This window comes from Paenibacillus sp. LHD-117 (assembly GCF_030929555.1).
Classification (GTDB): domain Bacteria; phylum Bacillota; class Bacilli; order Paenibacillales; family Paenibacillaceae; genus Pristimantibacillus.
Window position 1 is genome coordinate 77813 of record NZ_JAVFVT010000015.1, and the last position, 20315, is coordinate 98127.

Genomic DNA, 20315 nt, shown 5'->3' on the forward strand with positions numbered 1-20315 from the left:
CTCGTATTCGAAAACCAAATGAAGATAGTAAATAAAAGCAGGGCAGAGCAGAATGAAATCATTATTTTCCACTTCGTTTTTACTGTATAAATGTTCTCCACTTCCTCTTTATTCGGTTAAATTTTATTGTCCCGTCTGGTTTCCTAACTTTCAGTAAACCTATAAAATCCGTATCTTGAACAACCTGCGCTGTTTCCTCTACAAGCTCCCGAATAGCGCATTCTTTAGTTGTTTCACTGTCATCTCTTCCTCCTACAGGTACTTCCCACTGTCTTCTCCTTGTATTGAAACAAAGAAGATACCTACCGTCGAATCTAACTACTGCGTACGAACCTGCCAACAATGTGTAATGTATTAGTTTATGTTCATTTAATTGAATGCACTCTAAAAACTCGTAGCCATCCTTATTAATAACAGCTGCCAATCTTAGTCCTCCTTCACCTAAAATCTGCAGTTCCCTGTCAGCAGCCTCATCCTGTTGTTTGTACGCTGTAGTTCCTCGTTAGTTCAAATTCCCATACATCTTTTGGAGCAATAATTCTTTTTGTTCTTCAGATAGCTTTAGCAAAGTAAACTCATTGCGCTTAATTAATTCATTGAGCATAGTTGATTCTTCCCTAGCTAAATCATACAATTTGAATGGTCTATGAATTAATGCATATTATTCAAACCACTGTCTCGGTCCGATAACATGGAATAATCGGTTAGCGTCAGTATTCAAAGCATTCTGTATACGTGAAATAGTAAAGTCACTGATTGGTCTAGGCAAATCCTCTACAGCGAAAAATTTACATTCAGTTACTTCTTCCGCATCTGGTTGTGGTTGTAGATTGTCGACCAATTGACAATTGAAAACAAAATGATGCATATCGTGATTGGGTGTGAAGATCGGTTGTAAAATACCCAATATCATCGGTTGAATATTCCCCACCTAAAGCCGACATTCCCTTTAAGAGGGGAGCGTCGAGATTGGTTAAGAACGGGGAGTTTTTTCGTATGAAAGACATGTTGCAAAGAGGGATGAATATTACGCAGATTGCGGAGGAGCTAGGTCGAGATCGCAAGACTGTGAGGAAGTGGTTGGAGCAAGATCAGCCAGGTAGCTATCAAGAGCGAAAGCCTGTTACAGGAAAGCTCGACGGCTACAAGGATTACATCCGGAGCCGAATGGCGGAAGGATGCCTCAATGCCCGAGTTATGCTCGACGAGATCCGCGAGAGAGGCTACATCGGCAGCATCACTATTCTTCGTATTTTCATGCAACCGCTACGGCCTGTGGTTCAATCCAAGGCGACCGAGCGTTTCGAGACGCAGCCGGGTCAGCAGGCCCAAGTGGACTGGGGACATTTTCGGATCGAGCATGACGGCAGCTTCAAGCGCTTATACGCGTTCGTCAAGGTACTCGGCTACTCGCGAGCGATGTATGTGGAGTTTACGGAAGACGAGCGACTGGAGACGCTTATGGGCTGCCACATACGGGCTTTCGAATACTTCGGCGGAATCACACAGACATGCCTGTATGACAACATGAAGACGGTCGTAACGGGGCATGACGAGAACGGAGAAGTCGTTTGGAACGAGCGCTTTGCCCGCTTTGCGAAGCATTACGGATTCGTTCTGCGGCGCTGCAAGCCTTATCGGGCGCGGACCAAGGGCAAGGTCGAGAATGGCGTTGGATATGTGCGAAAGAATTTCTGGCCGCGCGTACGCACGTTCAGCGGGCTGCAGGACCTCAATAGCAAGGTCCGCCACTGGCTCGACACGGTCGCCAATCGTCGCCTTCATGGTACGACGTTTCAAGTGCCTCTGGAGCTATGGAAGGAAGAGAATCTGCAACCGGTCACAGAAATTTCATTCGCGTATGCGGATCGACTTCACCGTAAGGTATCTGCCGACTGCTATGTGTCATACGAGGCGAATCGGTACTCGGTGCCGTTTACCTACGTTGGCACCATCGTCGAAGTGCAAGATGAAAAGAACGGCACACTACGCTTCTACTGCGGCGGCGCGCTCATCGCCGAGCATCCGAAATCGCTGGCGCGTCATCAGATTATTAGCAATAAAAAACACTTCGAGGGGATTCGTACAGCAGCGAGTCGTCCGGTTGGAGAGCCCACGCCACGCTATGTACCGAATGCCGCACCAGAAGTGTTGGAACGCCCGTTGTCGGCCTATGATGCGCTCATGGAGGAGGTGGTGCTCCAGTGATCCTGCAAGAGAGACTGGAAGCTGCGATTCGTCACTTTGGATGGGTTCGCATACCCGAAATCCTTCATCAGCACGCCGAAGAAGCGTCTAAAAGAAATATACCGTATTTGGAGTTTTTGGACAATCTGCTTGCGGAAGAAATGCTCGCCAAGCACGACCGATTCATCCAAACGCGGACACGTCTTGCGCACTTGCCATTCCGTAAGACGCTGGACCAATTCGACTTTGAGTTTCAGCCGTCCATTGACGAGCGCCGGATGCGCGACCTGGCGACACTGCGATTTGTGGAGCATCAGGAGAACCTCGTCTTCTTGGGGCCGCCGGGTGTGGGCAAGACGCATCTTGCCGTTTCGCTAGGTCTGGAAGCGATCAAACAACGCTACACGGTCTATTTCATCACAGCGCACGATCTCGTGCAGACGCTGCTCACCGCCCACATGACCAATACGATCAAGCAGAAGATGAAGATGTTCATCAAACCCGATCTGCTCATCATCGACGAGATCGGCTATCGGAAGATGGACGAGACCGCTGCACACTTCTTCTTCCAAATCGTCTCCGAGCGATACGAACGAGGCTCCATCCTGTTGACGTCAAACAAGACGTTTGGGGCTTGGGGCGACATCTTCGGGGATACCGTGCTGGCAACAGCGATCCTCGATCGCCTCCTGCATCATTCCAGCACCGTGAACATTAAAGGCGAAAGCTACAGAATCAAGGAAAAGAAAAAGGCCGGCTTCTTTCGTCCCGAACCAACTGACGAAGGAGAAGCCGACCGATGAAACTGGGGAATTTTCGAGCGATTCTTTTGGGGAATTTTCATCCGATCTTGACATGGGTTCATAATACACACCAGTCAAGCTACCTATCGTAACATTAAGCCCCGTTTCTTCGAGCACTTCTCTCTTTGCTGTAATCTCTGCAGACTCGTTTTGCTCAGATAGCCCACCGGGTAGTTCCCAATTGTATTTTCCGTAGTTATGTTTTACTAGAAGAATTCGCCCTTCTGAATCCATAATTACAGCAGCAGCTCCTACTGGCTTTTTTGACATATCCCACACATCCCCTAAGTAATCTAATTTGTAAATCTGTCCCATTTAGTAAACGACAATTCTCTTGAATTTGTTTCGTTCTTTTTATAAGTACACTGCCCGTTAACTTAACCGCCTTTACCAGTCTACAGTTTATTTTCACTCCAAAAAGAATACCAATGAAAAAAGGTTGCCCTGAGTTTTTCAGAGCAACCTTTGCCTTTTCCGAACATCCACATAACGTTTGTTGACTATAGTATCAAGTTTGTTGTCTAGAAGCATTGAATCCTCCCATTATACAATGAACGCAGGCACAAGCAATTCAAGTGAGTAACACCGGAAGGAGCGACAGACATGAGCCTTGCTGCTGAACAGCAAGTTAAAAGAAAGCGCTTACGCATTCGTTGGCGCAAGCAGGATACCGAACTCACCCTCTTGGCATTGCCCACGACCATTTGGTACATCTTGTTCTGTTTCTTGCCTATGTTCGGGATTATTATCGCCTTCAAAAACTTCAGAATTAGCGGCGGCTTCTTGAGCAATGTGTTTAATAGTCCATGGGTCGGCTTCAAAAACTTCGAGTTCTTATTCAAGTCGAATGACGCTTGGATCATTATTCGAAACACCATCGGATACAACATTATTTTTATCGTCCTAGGCATTGTGCTGCCCGTTCTATTCGCAATTATGATCGGATTGCTCCACAGCCGCAGAGCAAGTAAAGTCTATCAGACGATGATGTTCCTCCCCTACTTCCTATCTTGGGTTGTCGTATCCGCTGTAGGCTGGGCATTCCTAAGCTTCGATAAAGGGATTCTCAATCAAATGATTGTCAGTACAGGCGGCGATCCCGTTAACTGGTACATGGAACCGGCATACTGGCCGTACTTCCTGATTCTGCTGAACATCTGGAAAAGCTTGGGTTATGGCATGGTCATTTATCTGGCAACGATCACAAGCCTTGACAGCACCTACTATGAAGCAGCCGTTATCGATGGCGCTTCCATTTGGCAGCAGACGAGATTTATTACGTTGCCAATGCTCAAACTCGTCATCGTCATGCTGTTCATTTTGGCGGTCGGACGTATATTCTACACCGATTTCGGTCTCTTCTTTCAGGTCACGCGAGATTCCAATTCTCTGTTCAACGTGTCTACCACCATCGATGTCATGGTATACAAGCAACTCAAATCCGCTACCTTGGGGATGGCAGCCTCTGCCGCATTCGTGCAGTCCGTTCTGGGCTGCGCAACGATTCTGGTCGCTAACTGGATCGTCCGCAAAGTCGATCGCGATAGCGCGATGATGTAAGGAGGTATAACCTTGTCAACGAGAACGACTTACGAAACAGGCCTTGAGAAATTTAACCGTACGAGCAAAGCCGTAGACATCCTCTTTAACCTGAACTTTATCGTCTTGGCGCTGCTCTGCGTCATACCCGTCATTGTAGTTCTATCCATTTCGTTCTCTAGCGAGAATTCCATACGCGAGTCCGGATACCATTTGTTGCCGATTGCATTGTCAGGAGAGGCCTACGCCTTTGTCGTCAAGCAAGGAACGATGATTCTGCGGGCGCTCGGCGTATCCGCTCTTGTTACCATAGTCGGTACCGTGATCGGCGTATTGCTGACCACCTCCATGGGTTATGTGCTTTCTCGCCCATCCTACAAGCTGAATGGCTTTCTGACTTGGGTCGTATTTATCCCCATGATATTTAATGGCGGTCTGGTATCCAGCTACTTCATCAACACGAATCTATTAGGGTTAAAAGACAGCGTCTGGGCACTTATTCTGCCGCTGGCCGTCTCGTCGTTCAACGTGATCATATGCAAAACGTTCTTTAAAAGCACGATTCCCGATGGGCTGATTGAATCTGCTGAAATAGACGGCGCGAGCCAGCAGCGAATCTTTTTTTCCATCATCCTGCCGATATCCTTGCCGGTCATTGCTACCATTGGACTGTTCCTCTGCTTCTCTTATTGGAATGACTGGTTCCAATCGATGCTTTATATCAACAACCAGAACCTCTATTCTCTGCAGGCACTGCTAAATAGCTTGATGAGCAATGTGGATGCGCTTGCCAAAAATGCCGCAAGCATGGGCGTCAGCTATGCCGTGCTTGTCGCAACGATGCCGAAGGAATCGGCCCGTATGGCCGTAGCCATTATCATCGTTCTGCCTGTAGCCTTCGCTTACCCGTTCTTCCAGAAATATTTTATTTCCGGACTAACGATCGGCGCTGTCAAAGGGTGATAACCGAAATAAGCCAAGCTAGCTTGGTTTATATAGATCACTGTACAACGGTTACGGTGATACAACTTCAATAAGGGGGAAATGAAATTGAAGAAGTCTTGGAAGCTCGTCTCTGCGCTTTGTATTCTCACGCTGCTGGTGACTGCCTTGGCAGCCTGCTCCGGCTCGAACTCTCCTTCCGCAACAAACGAACCGCAGACAGCTACGGACGCGCCGAAGGAAACCGAAGCGCCTAGCAAGGAAGTTCCGACATTGGTCTGGTGGCTCATTGGCGGCCAAGTCCCTAACAACTTCGACAAAGCCGTCGAAGCCATGAATGCGTACACGGCCGAGAAAATCGGCGTGAAAATCGACATCAAGGTAGCCAGCTGGGGCGAATGGGATACCAAAATAAACACGATCGTGAATACGGGCGAACCATTCGACATTATGTTCACAAACAGCGGTAAATACAGCAAGCAGGTGGCTATGGGTGCTTTTGCCGATATTACGGATCTGGTTCAAAGCGAAACGCCCGACTTATACAAATTGATTCCCGAAAAGGTATGGGATGGCACGAAAATCGGCGGCAAATATTATTCCGTTCCGACCTATAAGGATTCTTCGTTAACGCAATATTGGGTGTACGATGATCAATACGTGCAAAAGTACAATATCGATATCAACAACATCAAAACGCTTCAGGACCTTGATGGGCCTCTTCGCAGCATAAAGGCCGGCGAGGGCAAGAGCTTCTACCCGTTGCCAATGACGCAAGGCGAAGGCTTGAACGGTTTCTTTAACAATTATGACGATTTAACGCTGGGCTTCGCTCCAATCGGCGTAAGAACGGATGATGGATCGCGCACGGTCGTCTCCGTTCTCGAGCAGCCTGACATTATGGCCAATCTGAAGCTCCTTCATCAATGGTATCAAGATGGCATTATCAACCCTGATGCTCCGACTAAAACAGAGAACGACAAAGGTAGACCATTCTTTGCCGCCCAGGCATTCCCGGGTGCAGAAGTAAGCTGGCAAATCAATGATGCTGTAGAAAAGTATGATATGGTTCAGCACTTCGGACCTATTTATACAACGAGCACGATCCAAGGCTCCCTGAACGCGATTTCCGCGAATTCGAAATACAAGAAGGAAGCCTTGAAGTACTTAGAATTGGTCAATACGGATCCAAAGCTGCGCAATATGCTGGCATTCGGGGAGCTGGGCGTAGACTACAACAACGTCGATGGCGAAAAGGTAATCGAGCGTATTTCCGATACTTGGCCGCTGGCTGCTTACTCCCAAGGTACATTCTTTAATCTAGCTGTTACCAAAGGCGCTCCCGTGGATCAATGGGATCAAGTTAAAAAGCTGAACGATGCAGCGACATCTTCCACTGTTCTAGGGTTCGCGCTGGACATCGCCAATCTTCAGACCGAAGTGGCGAATTGCCAAGCGGTATGGGATAAATACAAATACGAACTCATTACGGGCGCTTCCGATCCGGAGAAAATGATTCCGAAGATTACCGATGAATTGAAAGCAGCAGGCATGGACACGATCATGCAAGCTGCTCAAGAGCAAATTAACAACTACTTCAACTAAGAGAATAAGATAAGCATCCCTTATTGAGACACTCCATATGGGATGCTTATTTCTGTCCTATGAAGCTTTGCTTAATCATGTTAAAGTAGTGTGATAAATACTTACTATCGATGAGCTGCTGCAATTGAGGTGTCCTATGAGCTCTTTTCTGCAAATCAAAATTTATCGTTACAAGTTTATTGCCTATGTCGTCTTCGTCGTGATCATTGGTCTTGCGCTTGGCATTCTGACCTGTGCAATGCTGCTGAATCAATGGATTGGCGATGCCCGTTTAGAGGCTGCCAATGCTTTCGCGGGCGTAGAGAATGAGCTCCAGTATGATGCAGACCGAATCGAGGCCTACATGCAGCGCATTTACTCCAATCATAGTCTGATGGACGATGCTCGCAGCTTTTTAAGCAGCAGTGCCGAAGGATACTTAACCAATAGTCTGCAAAACAGCCAATTCTCGCAGCCTCTGGTATCCTTCCCGGAGGATATTAAAACCTACCTATACAGCTGGGCGCAAGGCGGGATCACGCAGGTTAGTCTGCATACAAACAACTATGGCAATGTCGTACGCTTTAGCGATAACGGAATTGCAAGCTTCAAGTTCGGTCTTCCAAATACAGACGAAGCGTTCCACGATACCATTCTAAAGGGATTCGTCTACCGCAAGAAGCTATCGGATCTAGCACTGGGCTCTAAAGAATTAGGGGAGCTTCGCTTTTTGGTCAGCAGCGATCAAATCTTTAAGTCCATACCAAATTATCGATTGGGAAAGGCTGCCGCAGTCAGCCCTTCCGATGAGATCTACCTGATCGGCAACGAACAGGACCAAGACTTGAAGGAATTATCCCGTCTAGCCGCGGCGAATGGACGCGGTCATGGTTATATTTCGAAGGGATTATTTGAGCATATCTTTTTTATCACCTTTCCGTCCACCAAGTTCAATTTCAAATTCGTTAGCATCGTTGATTTATCCATGCTCATTCGACAGCATGCCAACATGCTGATTACCATCTTCCTGATCGTCATCACGACCATGATTAGCGTACTGCTGCTCATTGTGTACAATTTGCGGGATGATTCCCGGTTCCTGCACCGCATCATCCAATCGATCGGACGCGTGAAAACGGCCAACTTCACGCCCAATCGCCCAGCCCGTTATCGTCGCAACGAATACGGCATGATCGCAAGGGAATTAGACGATATGATTCAACAATTGGATAAGCATATCCGCAACGAATATTTGCTAAAGCTCAAACAGCAAGAAACCGAAATGAAAGCGCTTCAGAATCAAATCAACCCTCATTTTCTCTATAATACGTTAGAGGTTATCCGCTCTACCGCCCTTGTTAATCAGGACAGGGACACCGCCGATGCCATTGCTACGCTAGGAGCGCTCTATCGTGAAATTGTCAAAAAGGAAAATATTATTACGATTGCAAGCGAGCTCGAATTACTGCTGAAATACTTAGAAATTATGGAATTTAAATATCCGGAACGTTTTTTCTATCAAGTCAATGTAGAGCCGGCATTACTCTCGATCCCTACCGTGAAATTCTGGATGCAGCCTTTGGCTGAAAACTTTTTCGTCCATGGCTTTAACGCCAGCAATGAGTTTAACTTATATGTCGTTAACGGCTGGGAAGCTGAAGAACATTATGTATTGGAATTCGTGGATAATGGGCGCGGCATTCATACGGACCGTTTGCAAACGGTACGAAGCACGCTTTCGAGCCAAGACGATCCTTCATCCGGGAGTATCGGTTTACGCAACGTATATACAAGGCTTCACTTCTTTTATGGCAAAAGCTTTTCTATCGAAATTGAGAATAACGAGGAAGCTGGCGTTAAAATTTCCGTGCGGATTTCAAAAGAGGTGATCGAACATGTACAAACTGCTGATAATCGATGACGAACCTCAGATTTTGGAGGGAATGAAGCGAATTCTGGACTGGAAACAATATGGTTTTAGTCGCATCGATACTTGCGAATCTACGGAGGCGGCCATGTCCAAGGTTGTGGATCTGCAGCCGGATGTCGCTATTTTCGACGTGTGCATTGGCCAAAATCTTGGTTATGAAACGATCTTCAGACTCAATGAACTCCACATCCCTACCAAATATGTGATCATGAGCGGTTATAGTGAATTCAAATATGCCCAAGAAGCCATTCGTTGCGGTGTCAAAGACTATTTGCTCAAGCCTATAGATCGTACGAAGCTGCAGCAAGTGATTGAGAAAATAATTGTTGAAGATCTTAATGGTACGATAGGACATATAAGCTGCGAGAGCTTGAACAAGGATCCTGTACTAGGCGTGAGCTATGACAGCTTATCCAAGCTGGTCAACCGCATTCTGCTGATGATCAAGACGGAGTATGCTCAGAATATTACCTTAAAATCAGTCGCGGAGCGCTTCCAGATGAACAGTACTTACCTTGGACAATTATTTCTCAAAGAATCCGAAATGAAGTTTTCAGAATATCTCATGGCTTACCGAATGCTCCTCGCACAAGAACGAATTCAATCGACGGATGAGAAGATCTCTTCAATCGCGCTTTCCGTCGGCTATAACAATCTCAATTATTTCTATACGCACTTTCATAGCTTTTTCGGAAAATCTCCCTCTGATCTGCGGGGAAAAGGTTAACTGCGAGCTTGGCAGAAAGGAGGATATCGATGCTATCGCGCTCTAGATATAGATGTATCTTCATGACAATCAGTATTATACTGCTGCTCACAGCGTGTACGACCGGTTGCTCCCGGCAGCCTAGCAGAAACAACGACGATAAGTATGATGGCGACACTGTAAATCTGATTTATTACACGATTGGAGAGCCCGACAAGGATCTGAAGCTCGTCAACGATAAAATCAATGAAATCATGGCTCGTAAAATTGGCGTGACGATCACTTATATCAAGATTGGATGGCAGGAATATGAAGACCGGCTGAACACGCTAATATCCGCGGGTACTCCTTTCGACATTGCTTTTGCACCCAACTATGCAACCGCCGCTATGCGCGGCGCATGGCTGAGACTTGACGATTATCTTGCTAGTCTGGGCAAGGATTTGTACGACACCATTGACCCCATCTTTTGGCAAGGGGTGCAAATGAATGACGGAGGCATCTATGGCGTGCCAACCAATAAAGAGCTGGCCGTCCGCGATCATTGGATGTACCCCGCTTCCATCGTGGAAAAGTACGATATCGACATCGCGAAGTACAATACGCTGGAATCGCTTGAACCTTTGCTCCGGATGATTCAGCAAAATGAGCCTGCCTACATGCCCATGGAACTAGATCGGGGTTCACAAAATTTCTTCGCTCTCTATGGCTACGAATATGTCGTGAATCATAAAGTTCCCTTGATGGTGAAATCGCTGGATCCTGATGCCAAGGTCGTCAATATCTTCGAAACAAAGGAAGCACGGCAGGTATTGGACACCTTGCGGCGTTATTATAAGGAGGGCTTCATTAACAAAGACGCGGCCCTCCGGGAGCCTGGCGGACTTAAGCGCGGGGATAAAGTGTTCTGGAAGTCCTCCGGCGGCGGACCGCTCTCGGAGAAGGCTTGGAGCAAGGATCGCGGGTACAAGGTTGTATCGAATCCCGTAACCCCTAGCGTCGTCACTACGGAATCGGTTCGTGGAGGCATCATGGCCGTCAATGCCAATACCAAGCATCCCGTTGAAAGCATCAAGTTTCTCAATCTGCTTAATACCGACCCTGAAATACGAAACTTATTCAATTACGGGATTGAAGGGGTGCATTACCGGCTGAATGAACAAGGGCAAGCGATCCCAATTCCCGGTAAAGACAGCCACGGCAACCCGATCCCGGATGCAGCGGCAAGCTATGCAGGAGTCCAATATACACAGGGCAACTGGTTTATCCTGAGAACCATGGGCGGCGATAACCCGGACCCTCTCGATAAATGGGAGCTATTTCGCGAGTACAACGCCGAAGCCGTCAAGTCCGCCGTGCTCGGCTTTACTCCCGATCTATCCAAGCTGACCGCCCAAATCGAAAACATTGAGATGGTTTGGAAAAAATATTATCCAAGCCTCATGACCGGTACCGTCGATGTTGACTCGATCCTCCCCAAGTATAATGAGGAGCTAAAGCAAGCAGGCATTGAAGAGGTAAGGAACGAAGTACAGAAGCAGCTAGATGCTCGGCGTAACGAGGCAAGTGCCGTAACGGCTCGTTAACTAGCGGCATCCACGATTGGACGCCTATTAAGCTGCTTTCCGTTTGTATGCGCGCACCGCGAATAGATAAGCGACGATTAGTATCCCTACGCACCACGCAAGCGCGACCCAGATCTCATTGCCTACCGGTTGACTTGACAATAGCGTACGGATGGTTTCTACGATAGAGGTCACCGGCTGGTTTTCGGCAAAGGCGCGTACGACTGACGGCATCGTTTCGGTCGGCACAAAGGCCGAACTGATAAACGGCAGGAAGATAAGCGGATAAGAAAACACGCTAGCGCCTTCCACCGATTTCGCGGACAGTCCGGCAATCGCCGCGACCCAAGTCAAAGCCAGTGTAAACAGCATGAGTATGCCGGCTACTGCAAGCCAAGACAGTACCCCCGCCGACGAGCGAAAGCCCATAATGAGCGCTACTAGAATGATGACGACAACCGATATGGCGTTGGATACCACCGAGGTCAGCACATGTCCCCACAGCACGGCGGAACGCGAAATCGGCATGGAGTGGAACCGCTCAATGATGCCCCGTTGCTTATCCAAAAACAGGCGGTAAGCCGTATAGGATATGCCACTTGCAATCGCAATCAGCAGGATACCGGGCAACAGGTAGTTCACATAGTTATCCATACCGCTTTCGATTGCGCCGCCAAACACATAGACGAACAGCAGCATCATTGCAATCGGAGTGATGCAAACCGTGAAGATGGTGTCCATGCTTCGCAAAATATGGCGCATGGAACGTCCAAGCATCACGCTCATGTCGCTGAAAAAATGCTGATTCATTGTTACTTTGCCTCCTTTTTACCAATGATTGCGAGGAATATCTCCTCCAATGAAGGTTGTTTTTCCACGTACTCCGTCTTTACGGGCGGGAACAGCTTTTTCAGTTCCTCGAGCGTACCGCCCGCAATGATTTTACCTTCATGCAAGATCGCGATTCGATCGGCAAGTTGTTCAGCCTCATCCAAATACTGAGTGGTCATAAATACCGTTGTGCCGCCGCCGGCAAGCTCCTTCACAATCTTCCAAGCCTCGATGCGTGCCTCGGGGTCAAGGCCCGTGGTCGGCTCGTCGAGGAAAATGAGCTGCGGTTTTCCGATCAGGCTCATGGCAATGTCGAGCCTGCGGCGCATGCCGCCCGAATACGTGGACGCCTTGCGGTCGGCGGCGTCGTTCAAATCGAAGCGGTTTAGCAAGTCATCCGCGACCTTGCGCGGATTTTTAAGGTGCCGCAGCTTTGCGATCATGATCAAATTTTCGCGCCCGATCAATATCTCGTCCACGGCGGCGAATTGCCCGGTCAGACTGATCGCTTGCCGCACATGCTCGGGTTTGGACGCGACGTCAAATCCGTATACCGTGGCAGTTCCTCCGTCCTGATTGAGCAGCGTGGCGAGGATTCTGACAATCGTCGTCTTGCCAGCGCCGTTGGAGCCAAGCAGGGCGAAAATTTCGCCTCGCTTCACTTCAAAATCGACGCCCTTTAGCACTTCCGTGCCATTGAAAGACTTTCGCAGACCTTTTACTTCAATTGCTTTTTCCATCCCGATCTCCCCCAACGGATTCTTGATAGATGTCAGCGTACGTTTTTGAATCTTTGATCAAATCGTCGCAGAAAGCCGCTACGTCACGGCCCGTCACTTCGAGCACGCCTTTCCCCAAGGCCGCGCCCTCTTCAAAAAGATCGACGATTCCCGAGAGAAGCCCCGTCCCGTCGGTTAGCTCGACAGGGCCGACCTTGAAGAGATATTTTTGAAGCTCTTTATAAACGATCTGATAATCTTTCGGGAGCGCTTTGACGCGCGCCACATGCGCTCGCCACTCTCTTTTGCCTTCGATGAGATCTCGGATACTCATTTTGTTCCCTCCTATTTACCTAATTTTTTGGCGATGTTTTTATTGAGTTGCTCGCGCCACTTGTCTCGAAACGACTTTGCCCCTTCTTCGCCGGCCAGCGCCGAACAGAAGCCTTTGATATCGTCGCCCAAAACCTCGCGGACGCTCTGACCGTCCGCCGCCGTTTCTTCGAGAAGGCCAAGCACGCCGTCAAGAAGGGGCATGAAGTTGCGACCGGTGAAATCGGAGTACGGCCAAAGATTGGCATTAATTTCTCCCCATGCCGCTTGATAATCGGCAGGCAACTTTTGGGTTCGCGCTTCGAATGCTTTCATTTCTCTCGTCATGTCGCTGCCGGTAATTTTTTCCCACAAATTCATTCGTCTCTCTCCTTTAACTCGTTCATTTTCGATGATACGAACTCCCACTTTTCCCAGAACCTCCGCAGCTCCTCGCGCCCCGCGTCGTTGATCGCGAAAAACTTTCGCGGCGGTCCCATATCGGAGGGCTTCTTGGTGATCTCCACCAACTTGTTTTTTTCAAGCCGGATCAGGATGGTGTACACCGTTCCCTCCACAACATCCGTGAAGCCGAGGGCGTTCAGCCGCCGCGTGATTTCGTAGCCGTAGGTTTCTTTGCGGCTTATAATCTCAAGCACACTGCCCTCAAGCACCCCTTTGAGCATTTCCGTTAGGTTTTCCAGCACAATCACTCCTTGCTATTCTGTATGACTGGTATCAAGTATTACTTACTACTACTATAAAGTAACACGCAGTAGATGATTTGTCAACACGCGGCTTTCAAATTCTCATACCGTCAGACTCCATAAAATAAGTTCTAGACAGACCTTATAAATTGAAACAGCGACAGCCAAGGACGAGAAAATATAGTCCTGGACTGTCGCTGTTTATTTAATACAAAAGATTTGGCGAGTGACTACCCGCCAGCGCCCTGGTATCGGTTCACGCCGAGCATCCAGACACGGTAGCCAATCCAATAGCTGATCGGTCCGACCATGGGCACGATCCACATCGCCCAGGAGGAGAGGATGGACGTGTCATGCGAGAGCAGGAACGCCGCGGGATAATAGTTGATAAAGGCAAACGGAATGACGAACGTCAGCAAGAGCTGGATGAAAGTGCCGAATACCGGAAGCGGATACGAGATAAAGTCCTTCAGCTTGAAGAACAGCGTGAACAGAAACCCCGTTCTCACCCAGACGAACGATGTCGCGCCGATCAGCGACATGAAGCCGGCCTGAATCAACGCGCCGCCGATAACGGCCAGCACGAGGTATAGAACGCTTAGCGCCGTCCACTTTATATCGAGAGAGATAAGCGACCAGACGAGAACCGAGCCGGAAATGGCGAGATGGGCGATGTAACCCAGGTTAAAGCCTCTGCACACGAGATACAGATAAGGATTGACCGGCTTGACGAGAAACGAGTCGAACGTACCGTTCTTCACATGCCCTTCGAGCTCCCGCATTTGCACGAACGAGAAGGATGCTCCAAGCGCGTAAGTAAACAAGCCAATGCTGTATAAAAAAGCGATCTCCGGCCACGTCCAGCCGGCCATTGAATCGAACCGGCTGATAAACAGCCAGATGATGAGATAATCCGCCGTGTAGCTGATCATCTGGGCCAGGATCGCCAGCAGGAAATCGGCCCGGTACTCCAGTCTTTCCTTCGTCAGCAGGCGCACCAGCTGTCCGAACAATCGAAATGTCATTTTAGTCCACCCTCCTTATCCGCCTTGAACGACAAGCCGCCGGACGGCTCTTCGCCATAGCCGGTTCACGAATACGGCCAATACCGTCGACCAGAGCACGCCCTTGCCGAGCAGTATCGCGACTTGTTCCATCGGAAGCGTGCCCAAGTACAAAGCGGCCGGAACATATCCGAGGAACTGGAAGGGCAGCGCCGAAGCGACTGCCTGCCACGAGGCAGGGAAAAACCAGAGCGGGAGAAACGATCCCGAAAAAAGCGTCGTCAACCCGCCGAGTATCCACACGAGCGCGAAGTGGTTCATCACCCAGAACGCGATGAGCGAGATGAGGTAACCGAGCAAAAACGAAATCAGCAAAGCGATGCACAGCGCGATAAGGAACGCGGCCAGATAGGCGCCGGAGGCGGGAGGCAGCATGCCGAAGCAAAGCCATGCGATCAGTAGCGACGGCAGAGCGGTGAACAGGAACCTGTAGAAGGCGCTTCCGAGGCCGTCGGCGAACAAGTAACCCGGGTAAGACAGCGGCTTGATCAGCTCGGAAGCGATAGCTCCGGATTTCAGGCTGTTGTCGACCTTCTCGCTCATACCATTGAACAGAAGCCCGTACAGCAGCGTGTTCAGAATGCTGTAGGTAATCATTTGATCGACGGCGATGCCCTCAACGGTCCCGCCCCCGATGACGGCCCGCCATATTTCAACCTGAATAAGAATCGTAACGAAATTGCCTAGCAGCCGCAGCCAAACCTCGGAGCGGTAGGACAATTGATTGATGAATGCTTTAACGCCGAACATCCAGTACATCTTCAATGAAAAGCCCTCCGTTCATCCGATTTCACGTTGATCCCGGTCTTCCTCCTGCAGCTGCAAATACAGCTTGCGAATGACCGAGTCGATGTCCGCTCCTTCAATAGTGGCGTCCTCCACCGGATACGAAGAGGCGATTTGGCTTATGTACTCGAATACGGCCGAGCCTCCTCGTTCGCAGAGGAATGTTTTGCGCACGCCTTCGTCATGGATAAGCGTCATGCCGGGCGACTTAACCGGTCCCGGATCGAATCGGAAATCGATGATAACGCGCCGCTCATTGCCGAGTTCGCTGCGCAGACTGGCAACGGAGCCGTCATAAACGAGATTGCCTTTGTTCACGACGACCATACGAGGGCAAATTTCTTCGATGTCTTTCATATCATGGGTCGTCAAAATAATGGAAACCTTCTTCTCGCGGTTGACCGTGCGCAGAAATTGCCGGATCTGGTCCTTCGCGAGTACGTCCAGACCGATCGTGGGCTCATCGAGAAACAAGATTTTCGGTTCGTGGAGAAGGGACATTGCGATTTCGACGCGCATGCGCTGTCCAAGGCTCAGCTGTCTGACAGGCTTCTGAATAAAGGAGGACAAAGAGAGGAGCTCGGTGCAGAACTCGACATTGTCACGAAATTGGATATCGGAAAGCTTGTATACATATTTATGCAGGTCGAATGAGTCCATAACAGGCAAGTCCCACCACAGCTGACTTCTCTGTCCGAACACGACGCCGATATGCTGGGCGATCCGCCTCCGCGACTCATGCGGAACGGTGTCCATGACCTTCACCTCGCCGGAGGTCGGGACTAGAATGCCGGTCATCATTTTGATCATCGTCGACTTGCCGGCGCCGTTCGGCCCCAGATAGCCCACCGCTTCGCCTTCTCCGATCGAGAAGGAAATATCGCGAACCGCCGTCTCTTCCGTAAACTTTCTCGTGAACAGACTGCGCATAGAGCCGATAAATCCCGGATAACGTTTGTATTGCCGATAAGTCTTTGTCACTTGATTCACTTCAATAATACCCATTCCATCACCCGTCCGTCTTTAAGGATTTACCATCTAGAATAGCACTTTCGTAAGAGCGATAATACCTTCTAAATTAGATATCTTTTCATGGGGATATTTAACAAAATAAAAAAACAGCCTCTGAATTGCTGGAAGCTTCATCCTGGTCGATTATTCAACTCCACACCACATCTTTTTATAGTGGGTTATATTTAGGACGCTCGGTCTTGTTAACATCACCAATTAACGGCAAACGGGAGAGCATGTTCTGCAAGAAATAGGAGTCCCAAGGGAAATGCTCCGTTATCCCTAGACCGACGACATCATATGATTTGGCTACATCTTGCAAAATACGGATAATCGTTTCCATTCTTACGCCCCGCGGAAATTTATCCTTATACTCCTCGTATGTTTCTGGGTAAGCAACCAAGAGCGAACGGAATTCCGTCATATCCAGTACATCCAGATCAAAATGGATCATGATCTTAGATGGTTTCCTTTCATCTAGCCATTGGAGTACCTTCGAACTATCTTGTTTAATCTCGTCGGGTCCTAAACTATCCAATTTCATATTACGCAATGGCTCAGAGTTTAACGATTCCAGTAAATCATTTAACCCTACAAACAACACTTGTTCAGGTTTAAAAAAACGTGGCACCTCTGCTACAAATTCTTTATCTCCTACTCCAAGTAAATTTGCAAGGACCATGGCGTGATGATTAGGGAAATCTTCAGGAATATAGACGTCCGGATGAGCATCAACCCATAGCAGGGCAGTGTCTCCGTCATATTTCTCATTCAAGTAAGCAAAAGGAGCAAGCTCAACGCTGCAATCTCCTCCCAACACGACGATACGATCAGGGTTATGCTTCTGAATGAGTTCCTTTGCAGAACGAGCTTGTTTCAGCACGGTACCTCTAGCCATAATTCCATGCTCTTTTTCCTCATCAAGATTCAAACTCACTGGCACTTCCTCAAAAGGGCCTTCTGCCTTGGGAGCAAGCCAGTTTAACAAATGAGCTCCCAGTATATATGGAGGATTATTCCCTCCGCCTTGCCATTGAGGAAATAGCAGACGCAGCGTACGATTGTTGTTATTTTCGATCATGAAAAACGCTCCTTTTCGTTAGCTTAATGACGTACCGTCAGTCTAATCCTTTATTTTTCTAGTCTAAACTTTCTTTTCACTTCTGACACCACCTTACACAAAGATTGTACGCCATCAGTGAACTAGGAGTTAAAGTGTTTCTGGCATAACCGACTAAAATAATACGAAAAAACACCCTGTTTCAGGGCGTTTTCTCGTATGATCTATGATTAATATAATTTGTGGAAAACACGATACAACATAACCGCCGATTCGGCGCGGCTAGCGATGTTCCCGAGACGCAGGTTAGCGCCGTCTCCCAACATAATGCCTTCGCTTACCATCCAAGATACGCTGTTAATTGCGGTATCGGATATCGATTCCCCGTCTTGGAACCGGGATAGAACGGTGAGATCGGCCTCCGGAATTGCCACTCCTTTGTCTAATGTTATAGCTCGTGCCAATAAGATAGCCATTGCTTCCCGAGTAAGGCTGTCCTTCGCCGTTAGAGTGCCTGCCGCACTTTCCAGAACCTGAATATCCTCGGCGTCCAAATCCAGCATCCTGTCCAGCATGACAACAAATTCGGCAAGTTTTATGGCCCTGTCTGGAGCAAAATTACCATTGCCCGTACCTCTAACTACTTCCCTGGCGCCTAGCGCCTCAATGGCATCACCCGCCCATGGCTGCGCTTCGAGATCGGTGAAGCTTATACTTCTGAAATCAACAACGTACGTTCCCGATTCAGCCGTTTGAATGACCATTGATTTATTGTTCGGATCATATTTTCCTTTCGGCACAATAACTGTCGTTCCGTCTTCCAGGATGCGCATAAGCACTAACAGATCTGGTTTTTTCCTCTCTTCTGGCGAGGGAGCATACGGAAGGGAAAGATGAACCGGAATGGGCGGCTTAACTTCCATGTTAACGGATGGCCTTGCTCCGGAATCCTCCTTCTCCATATGCAGCGCAATGCTTTCACTCGCCTTAAGCTGAGCTTGTTTTAACATGGCTGAGGATAAAGTTACGGTACCTAGTGAAGATGAAATACTCACATTGCTGTCTTCACCTAGACGTATGAGCGCCTTTGTAGGCAGATTAATCGACAGTTTATGGAATGGTTGATTGTCCTGAATCATAATTTGAACCAACTTAAAGCCGTTTCGATCCGTCGGCGCGTCCTTAAGCGCCTGCTCCAAAGCTTGCAATGCGATCGATAGGGATACCGATCCTTCCGCAGATATCTTCTTTATTTGATATTGAATGTTTCCACTGTTGTTCGACTCCAAAACAATATCCCCGTTGTTTATATTTGACGGCGGCGGATCGGATGGTGCTGGCTTGGGTTAAAATAGCTGAGCGTGTCTCTTAACGCCGCAGTTGCTTCCGCTATCTCATTTGCGGATGCCCGCACTTTCTCCGCTATATATTTTGCGTTCCTGAGGTCGAGTTGCAGTACGTCAACGGAGGTTTCGCCGTAAGACGATGCCGCACCTTCCGCCAGCAATTGTTCGGCTATTAAAATGGAACGGTTTAATTCGGTTTTGTCGGTTGCGGAATAACCGTTCATATGAATCTCTTGAATAGCAAATTTGTCGTCTTCGCCATCGGCCCCGTCGATCAGGATTCGAAATTGATTGGACGTAACCGGAGATTCCAAAGAAATCGTAAATCCCTCATGATTAGGAATGCTGCCTTTCCAGTTCAACTGGATTCCGCTCCGGGCAGTCTCCCATTCCGCTCCATTATAATATTGAATCGTTATTGTGCCGATACTCTGCTAAAGATAGGCGAACCGATAAGGGTCAATCCTTCTAATGTATAGTTTCCAGACGTGTAATCAAGCGCAATATTGGATTCCTGGCTATCCGGTTTACGGAATATGACTCCCGTATCGTAATGCCCATCCAACAAATTATCGGGTTTAGGGTTGTCGCTTATGACCGATAAATGATGAAACGATGCACGGAAGGAACGATTAGGTTCGTAATCTTAATTGAACTTGCTAGTGACGACGGGTTCGTGAATAGGCAAAGTAACATACAACATAGAATCTCAGGGTAATGAAACAGCCGTTATAAGTGCGATTATTATCACAGACTTATAACGGCTTTTCATTTGTTGATTCTGATCAGAGGTTATGGAACAGCAAGATGAGGTATTAGCCGTACTCACAGGAGTCGTTTCTCCCGCGTCAGTACGACAACATTCCGTTTTTTCTCAGCAGCAGTTGCATTGCTCTGAGGTCCAACACTGCAGACGCCCGTCTCCGGCAAGTCTAGACCGCTGCCGACGACAAGCAAAAGAGCAAGGAATGACCTTTCTCCACTATTTGCATGCCTACCGAATCGCCATGCGAAGGAACTTTTGGACAAGTCCCTGGGCCTGTCGCTCGAAACGGTTACCGAACAGGTGGGATATGCGAACGCCAGACATTTCTACAAAGTTTTCAATAAATACGAGAATAGAACGCCCGGACAATACCGCGCCATGCGCAATCCCCCTGAATCAAGAAGGAACGTTACAATAAAGCGTAAATCGTTAAAAAAAAGGGCTCTTCGCGATTCAT

The 20315-nt window shown here is 48.4% G+C and carries 20 protein-coding genes and 2 pseudogenes; 9 read left to right on the forward strand and 13 right to left on the reverse strand.

All coding sequences use genetic code 11. From position 1 onward, the window contains the following. Positions 1-79: 79 nt before the first annotated feature. Positions 80-424 carry an NUDIX hydrolase gene (locus tag RB620_RS13635; RefSeq protein ID WP_308095139.1) on the reverse strand — a complete coding sequence of 115 codons (345 nt, stop codon included), beginning with the start codon at positions 422-424 and terminating at the stop codon, positions 80-82. A gap of 572 nt (positions 425-996) precedes the next feature. On the opposite strand from RB620_RS13635, the gene istA reads away from it, so the two are divergent. Both istA and istB read left to right on the forward strand, forming a co-directional pair. Then, entirely contained in the window at positions 997-2208 is a 1212-nt protein-coding gene (gene istA, locus RB620_RS13640; protein ID WP_308095141.1) for an IS21 family transposase, read from the forward strand. Then, entirely contained in the window at positions 2205-2990 is a 786-nt protein-coding gene (istB, locus tag RB620_RS13645) for an IS21-like element helper ATPase IstB (RefSeq protein WP_308095142.1), read from the forward strand. Before istA ends, istB begins: the two co-directional genes overlap by 4 nt. A gap of 75 nt (positions 2991-3065) precedes the next feature. Here istB and RB620_RS13650 read toward each other — a convergent pair. Continuing rightward, positions 3066-3305: pseudogene (locus RB620_RS13650) on the reverse strand (NUDIX hydrolase); the annotation flags it as partial. Between the two features lie 288 nt (positions 3306-3593). Here RB620_RS13650 and RB620_RS13655 point away from each other — a divergent pair. The 6 genes from RB620_RS13655 to RB620_RS13680 all read left to right on the forward strand — a co-directional run bounded on the left by RB620_RS13655 (position 3594) and on the right by RB620_RS13680 (position 11277). Then, complete coding sequence (locus RB620_RS13655) at positions 3594-4550, forward strand: ABC transporter permease (protein WP_308095144.1); 957 nt, start codon at positions 3594-3596, stop codon at positions 4548-4550. 12 nt (positions 4551-4562) lie between these two features. Then, positions 4563-5492: a carbohydrate ABC transporter permease gene (locus tag RB620_RS13660; RefSeq protein WP_308095146.1), complete on the forward strand. Its 930-nt coding sequence runs from the start codon at positions 4563-4565 to the stop codon at positions 5490-5492. Positions 5493-5573: 81 nt separating this feature from the next. Further along, positions 5574-7076, forward strand: coding sequence for an ABC transporter substrate-binding protein (locus tag RB620_RS13665; RefSeq protein ID WP_308095148.1), 1503 nt, complete (start codon positions 5574-5576; stop codon positions 7074-7076). Positions 7077-7212: 136 nt separating this feature from the next. Beyond that, positions 7213-8976, forward strand: coding sequence for a sensor histidine kinase (locus RB620_RS13670; protein WP_308095150.1), 1764 nt, complete (start codon positions 7213-7215; stop codon positions 8974-8976). Beyond that, entirely contained in the window at positions 8951-9712 is a 762-nt protein-coding gene (locus tag RB620_RS13675) for a response regulator transcription factor (RefSeq protein ID WP_308095151.1), read from the forward strand. Before RB620_RS13670 ends, RB620_RS13675 begins: the two co-directional genes overlap by 26 nt. 62 nt (positions 9713-9774) lie before the next feature. After that, entirely contained in the window at positions 9775-11277 is a 1503-nt protein-coding gene (locus RB620_RS13680; protein ID WP_308095153.1) for an ABC transporter substrate-binding protein, read from the forward strand. 27 nt (positions 11278-11304) lie between these two features. Here RB620_RS13680 and RB620_RS13685 read toward each other — a convergent pair whose 3' ends face one another. The 11 genes from RB620_RS13685 to RB620_RS13735 form a co-directional block, all read right to left on the reverse strand. Further along, positions 11305-12066 carry an ABC transporter permease gene (locus tag RB620_RS13685; RefSeq protein ID WP_308095155.1) on the reverse strand — a complete coding sequence of 254 codons (762 nt, stop codon included), beginning with the start codon at positions 12064-12066 and terminating at the stop codon, positions 11305-11307. A 2-nt stretch (positions 12067-12068) separates the two neighbouring features. Beyond that, on the reverse strand, positions 12069-12827 hold the full coding sequence (locus RB620_RS13690; RefSeq protein ID WP_308095157.1) for an ABC transporter ATP-binding protein: 759 nt from the start codon (positions 12825-12827) through the stop codon (positions 12069-12071). Further along, a complete protein-coding gene (locus tag RB620_RS13695; protein WP_308095158.1) occupies positions 12811-13140 on the reverse strand; it encodes a DUF1048 domain-containing protein in 330 nt (109 codons plus the stop codon). The genes RB620_RS13690 and RB620_RS13695 overlap by 17 nt, the downstream gene beginning before the upstream one ends. An 11-nt stretch (positions 13141-13151) precedes the next feature. Then, the gene (locus RB620_RS13700) at positions 13152-13499 is read right to left on the reverse strand and encodes a DUF1048 domain-containing protein (protein WP_308095160.1); all 348 of its coding nucleotides are present in this window, start codon (positions 13497-13499) and stop codon (positions 13152-13154) included. After that, a complete protein-coding gene (locus RB620_RS13705) occupies positions 13496-13804 on the reverse strand; it encodes a PadR family transcriptional regulator (protein ID WP_308095228.1) in 309 nt (102 codons plus the stop codon). Before RB620_RS13705 ends, RB620_RS13700 begins: the two co-directional genes overlap by 4 nt. A 251-nt stretch (positions 13805-14055) precedes the next feature. Further along, the gene (locus RB620_RS13710) at positions 14056-14850 is read right to left on the reverse strand and encodes an ABC transporter permease (protein ID WP_308095162.1); all 795 of its coding nucleotides are present in this window, start codon (positions 14848-14850) and stop codon (positions 14056-14058) included. Positions 14851-14865: 15 nt separating this feature from the next. After that, the gene (locus RB620_RS13715; RefSeq protein ID WP_308095229.1) at positions 14866-15648 is read right to left on the reverse strand and encodes an ABC transporter permease; all 783 of its coding nucleotides are present in this window, start codon (positions 15646-15648) and stop codon (positions 14866-14868) included. 21 nt (positions 15649-15669) lie between these two features. Further along, on the reverse strand, positions 15670-16680 hold the full coding sequence (locus RB620_RS13720; RefSeq protein WP_308095164.1) for an ABC transporter ATP-binding protein: 1011 nt from the start codon (positions 16678-16680) through the stop codon (positions 15670-15672). A 175-nt stretch (positions 16681-16855) separates the two neighbouring features. Then, positions 16856-17767, reverse strand: coding sequence for an arginase family protein (locus RB620_RS13725; protein WP_308095165.1), 912 nt, complete (start codon positions 17765-17767; stop codon positions 16856-16858). 209 nt (positions 17768-17976) lie between these two features. After that, complete coding sequence (locus RB620_RS13730) at positions 17977-19035, reverse strand: S-layer homology domain-containing protein (protein WP_308095167.1); 1059 nt, start codon at positions 19033-19035, stop codon at positions 17977-17979. Between the two features lie 17 nt (positions 19036-19052). Beyond that, the gene (locus tag RB620_RS13735) at positions 19053-19454 is read right to left on the reverse strand and encodes a hypothetical protein (RefSeq protein ID WP_308095168.1); all 402 of its coding nucleotides are present in this window, start codon (positions 19452-19454) and stop codon (positions 19053-19055) included. A 578-nt stretch (positions 19455-20032) separates the two neighbouring features. Between RB620_RS13735 and RB620_RS30350 the strand changes: the two are divergent. After that, positions 20033-20224 (forward strand): annotated as a pseudogene (locus tag RB620_RS30350) (helix-turn-helix domain-containing protein); the annotation flags it as partial. Positions 20225-20315: the final 91 nt, after the last annotated feature.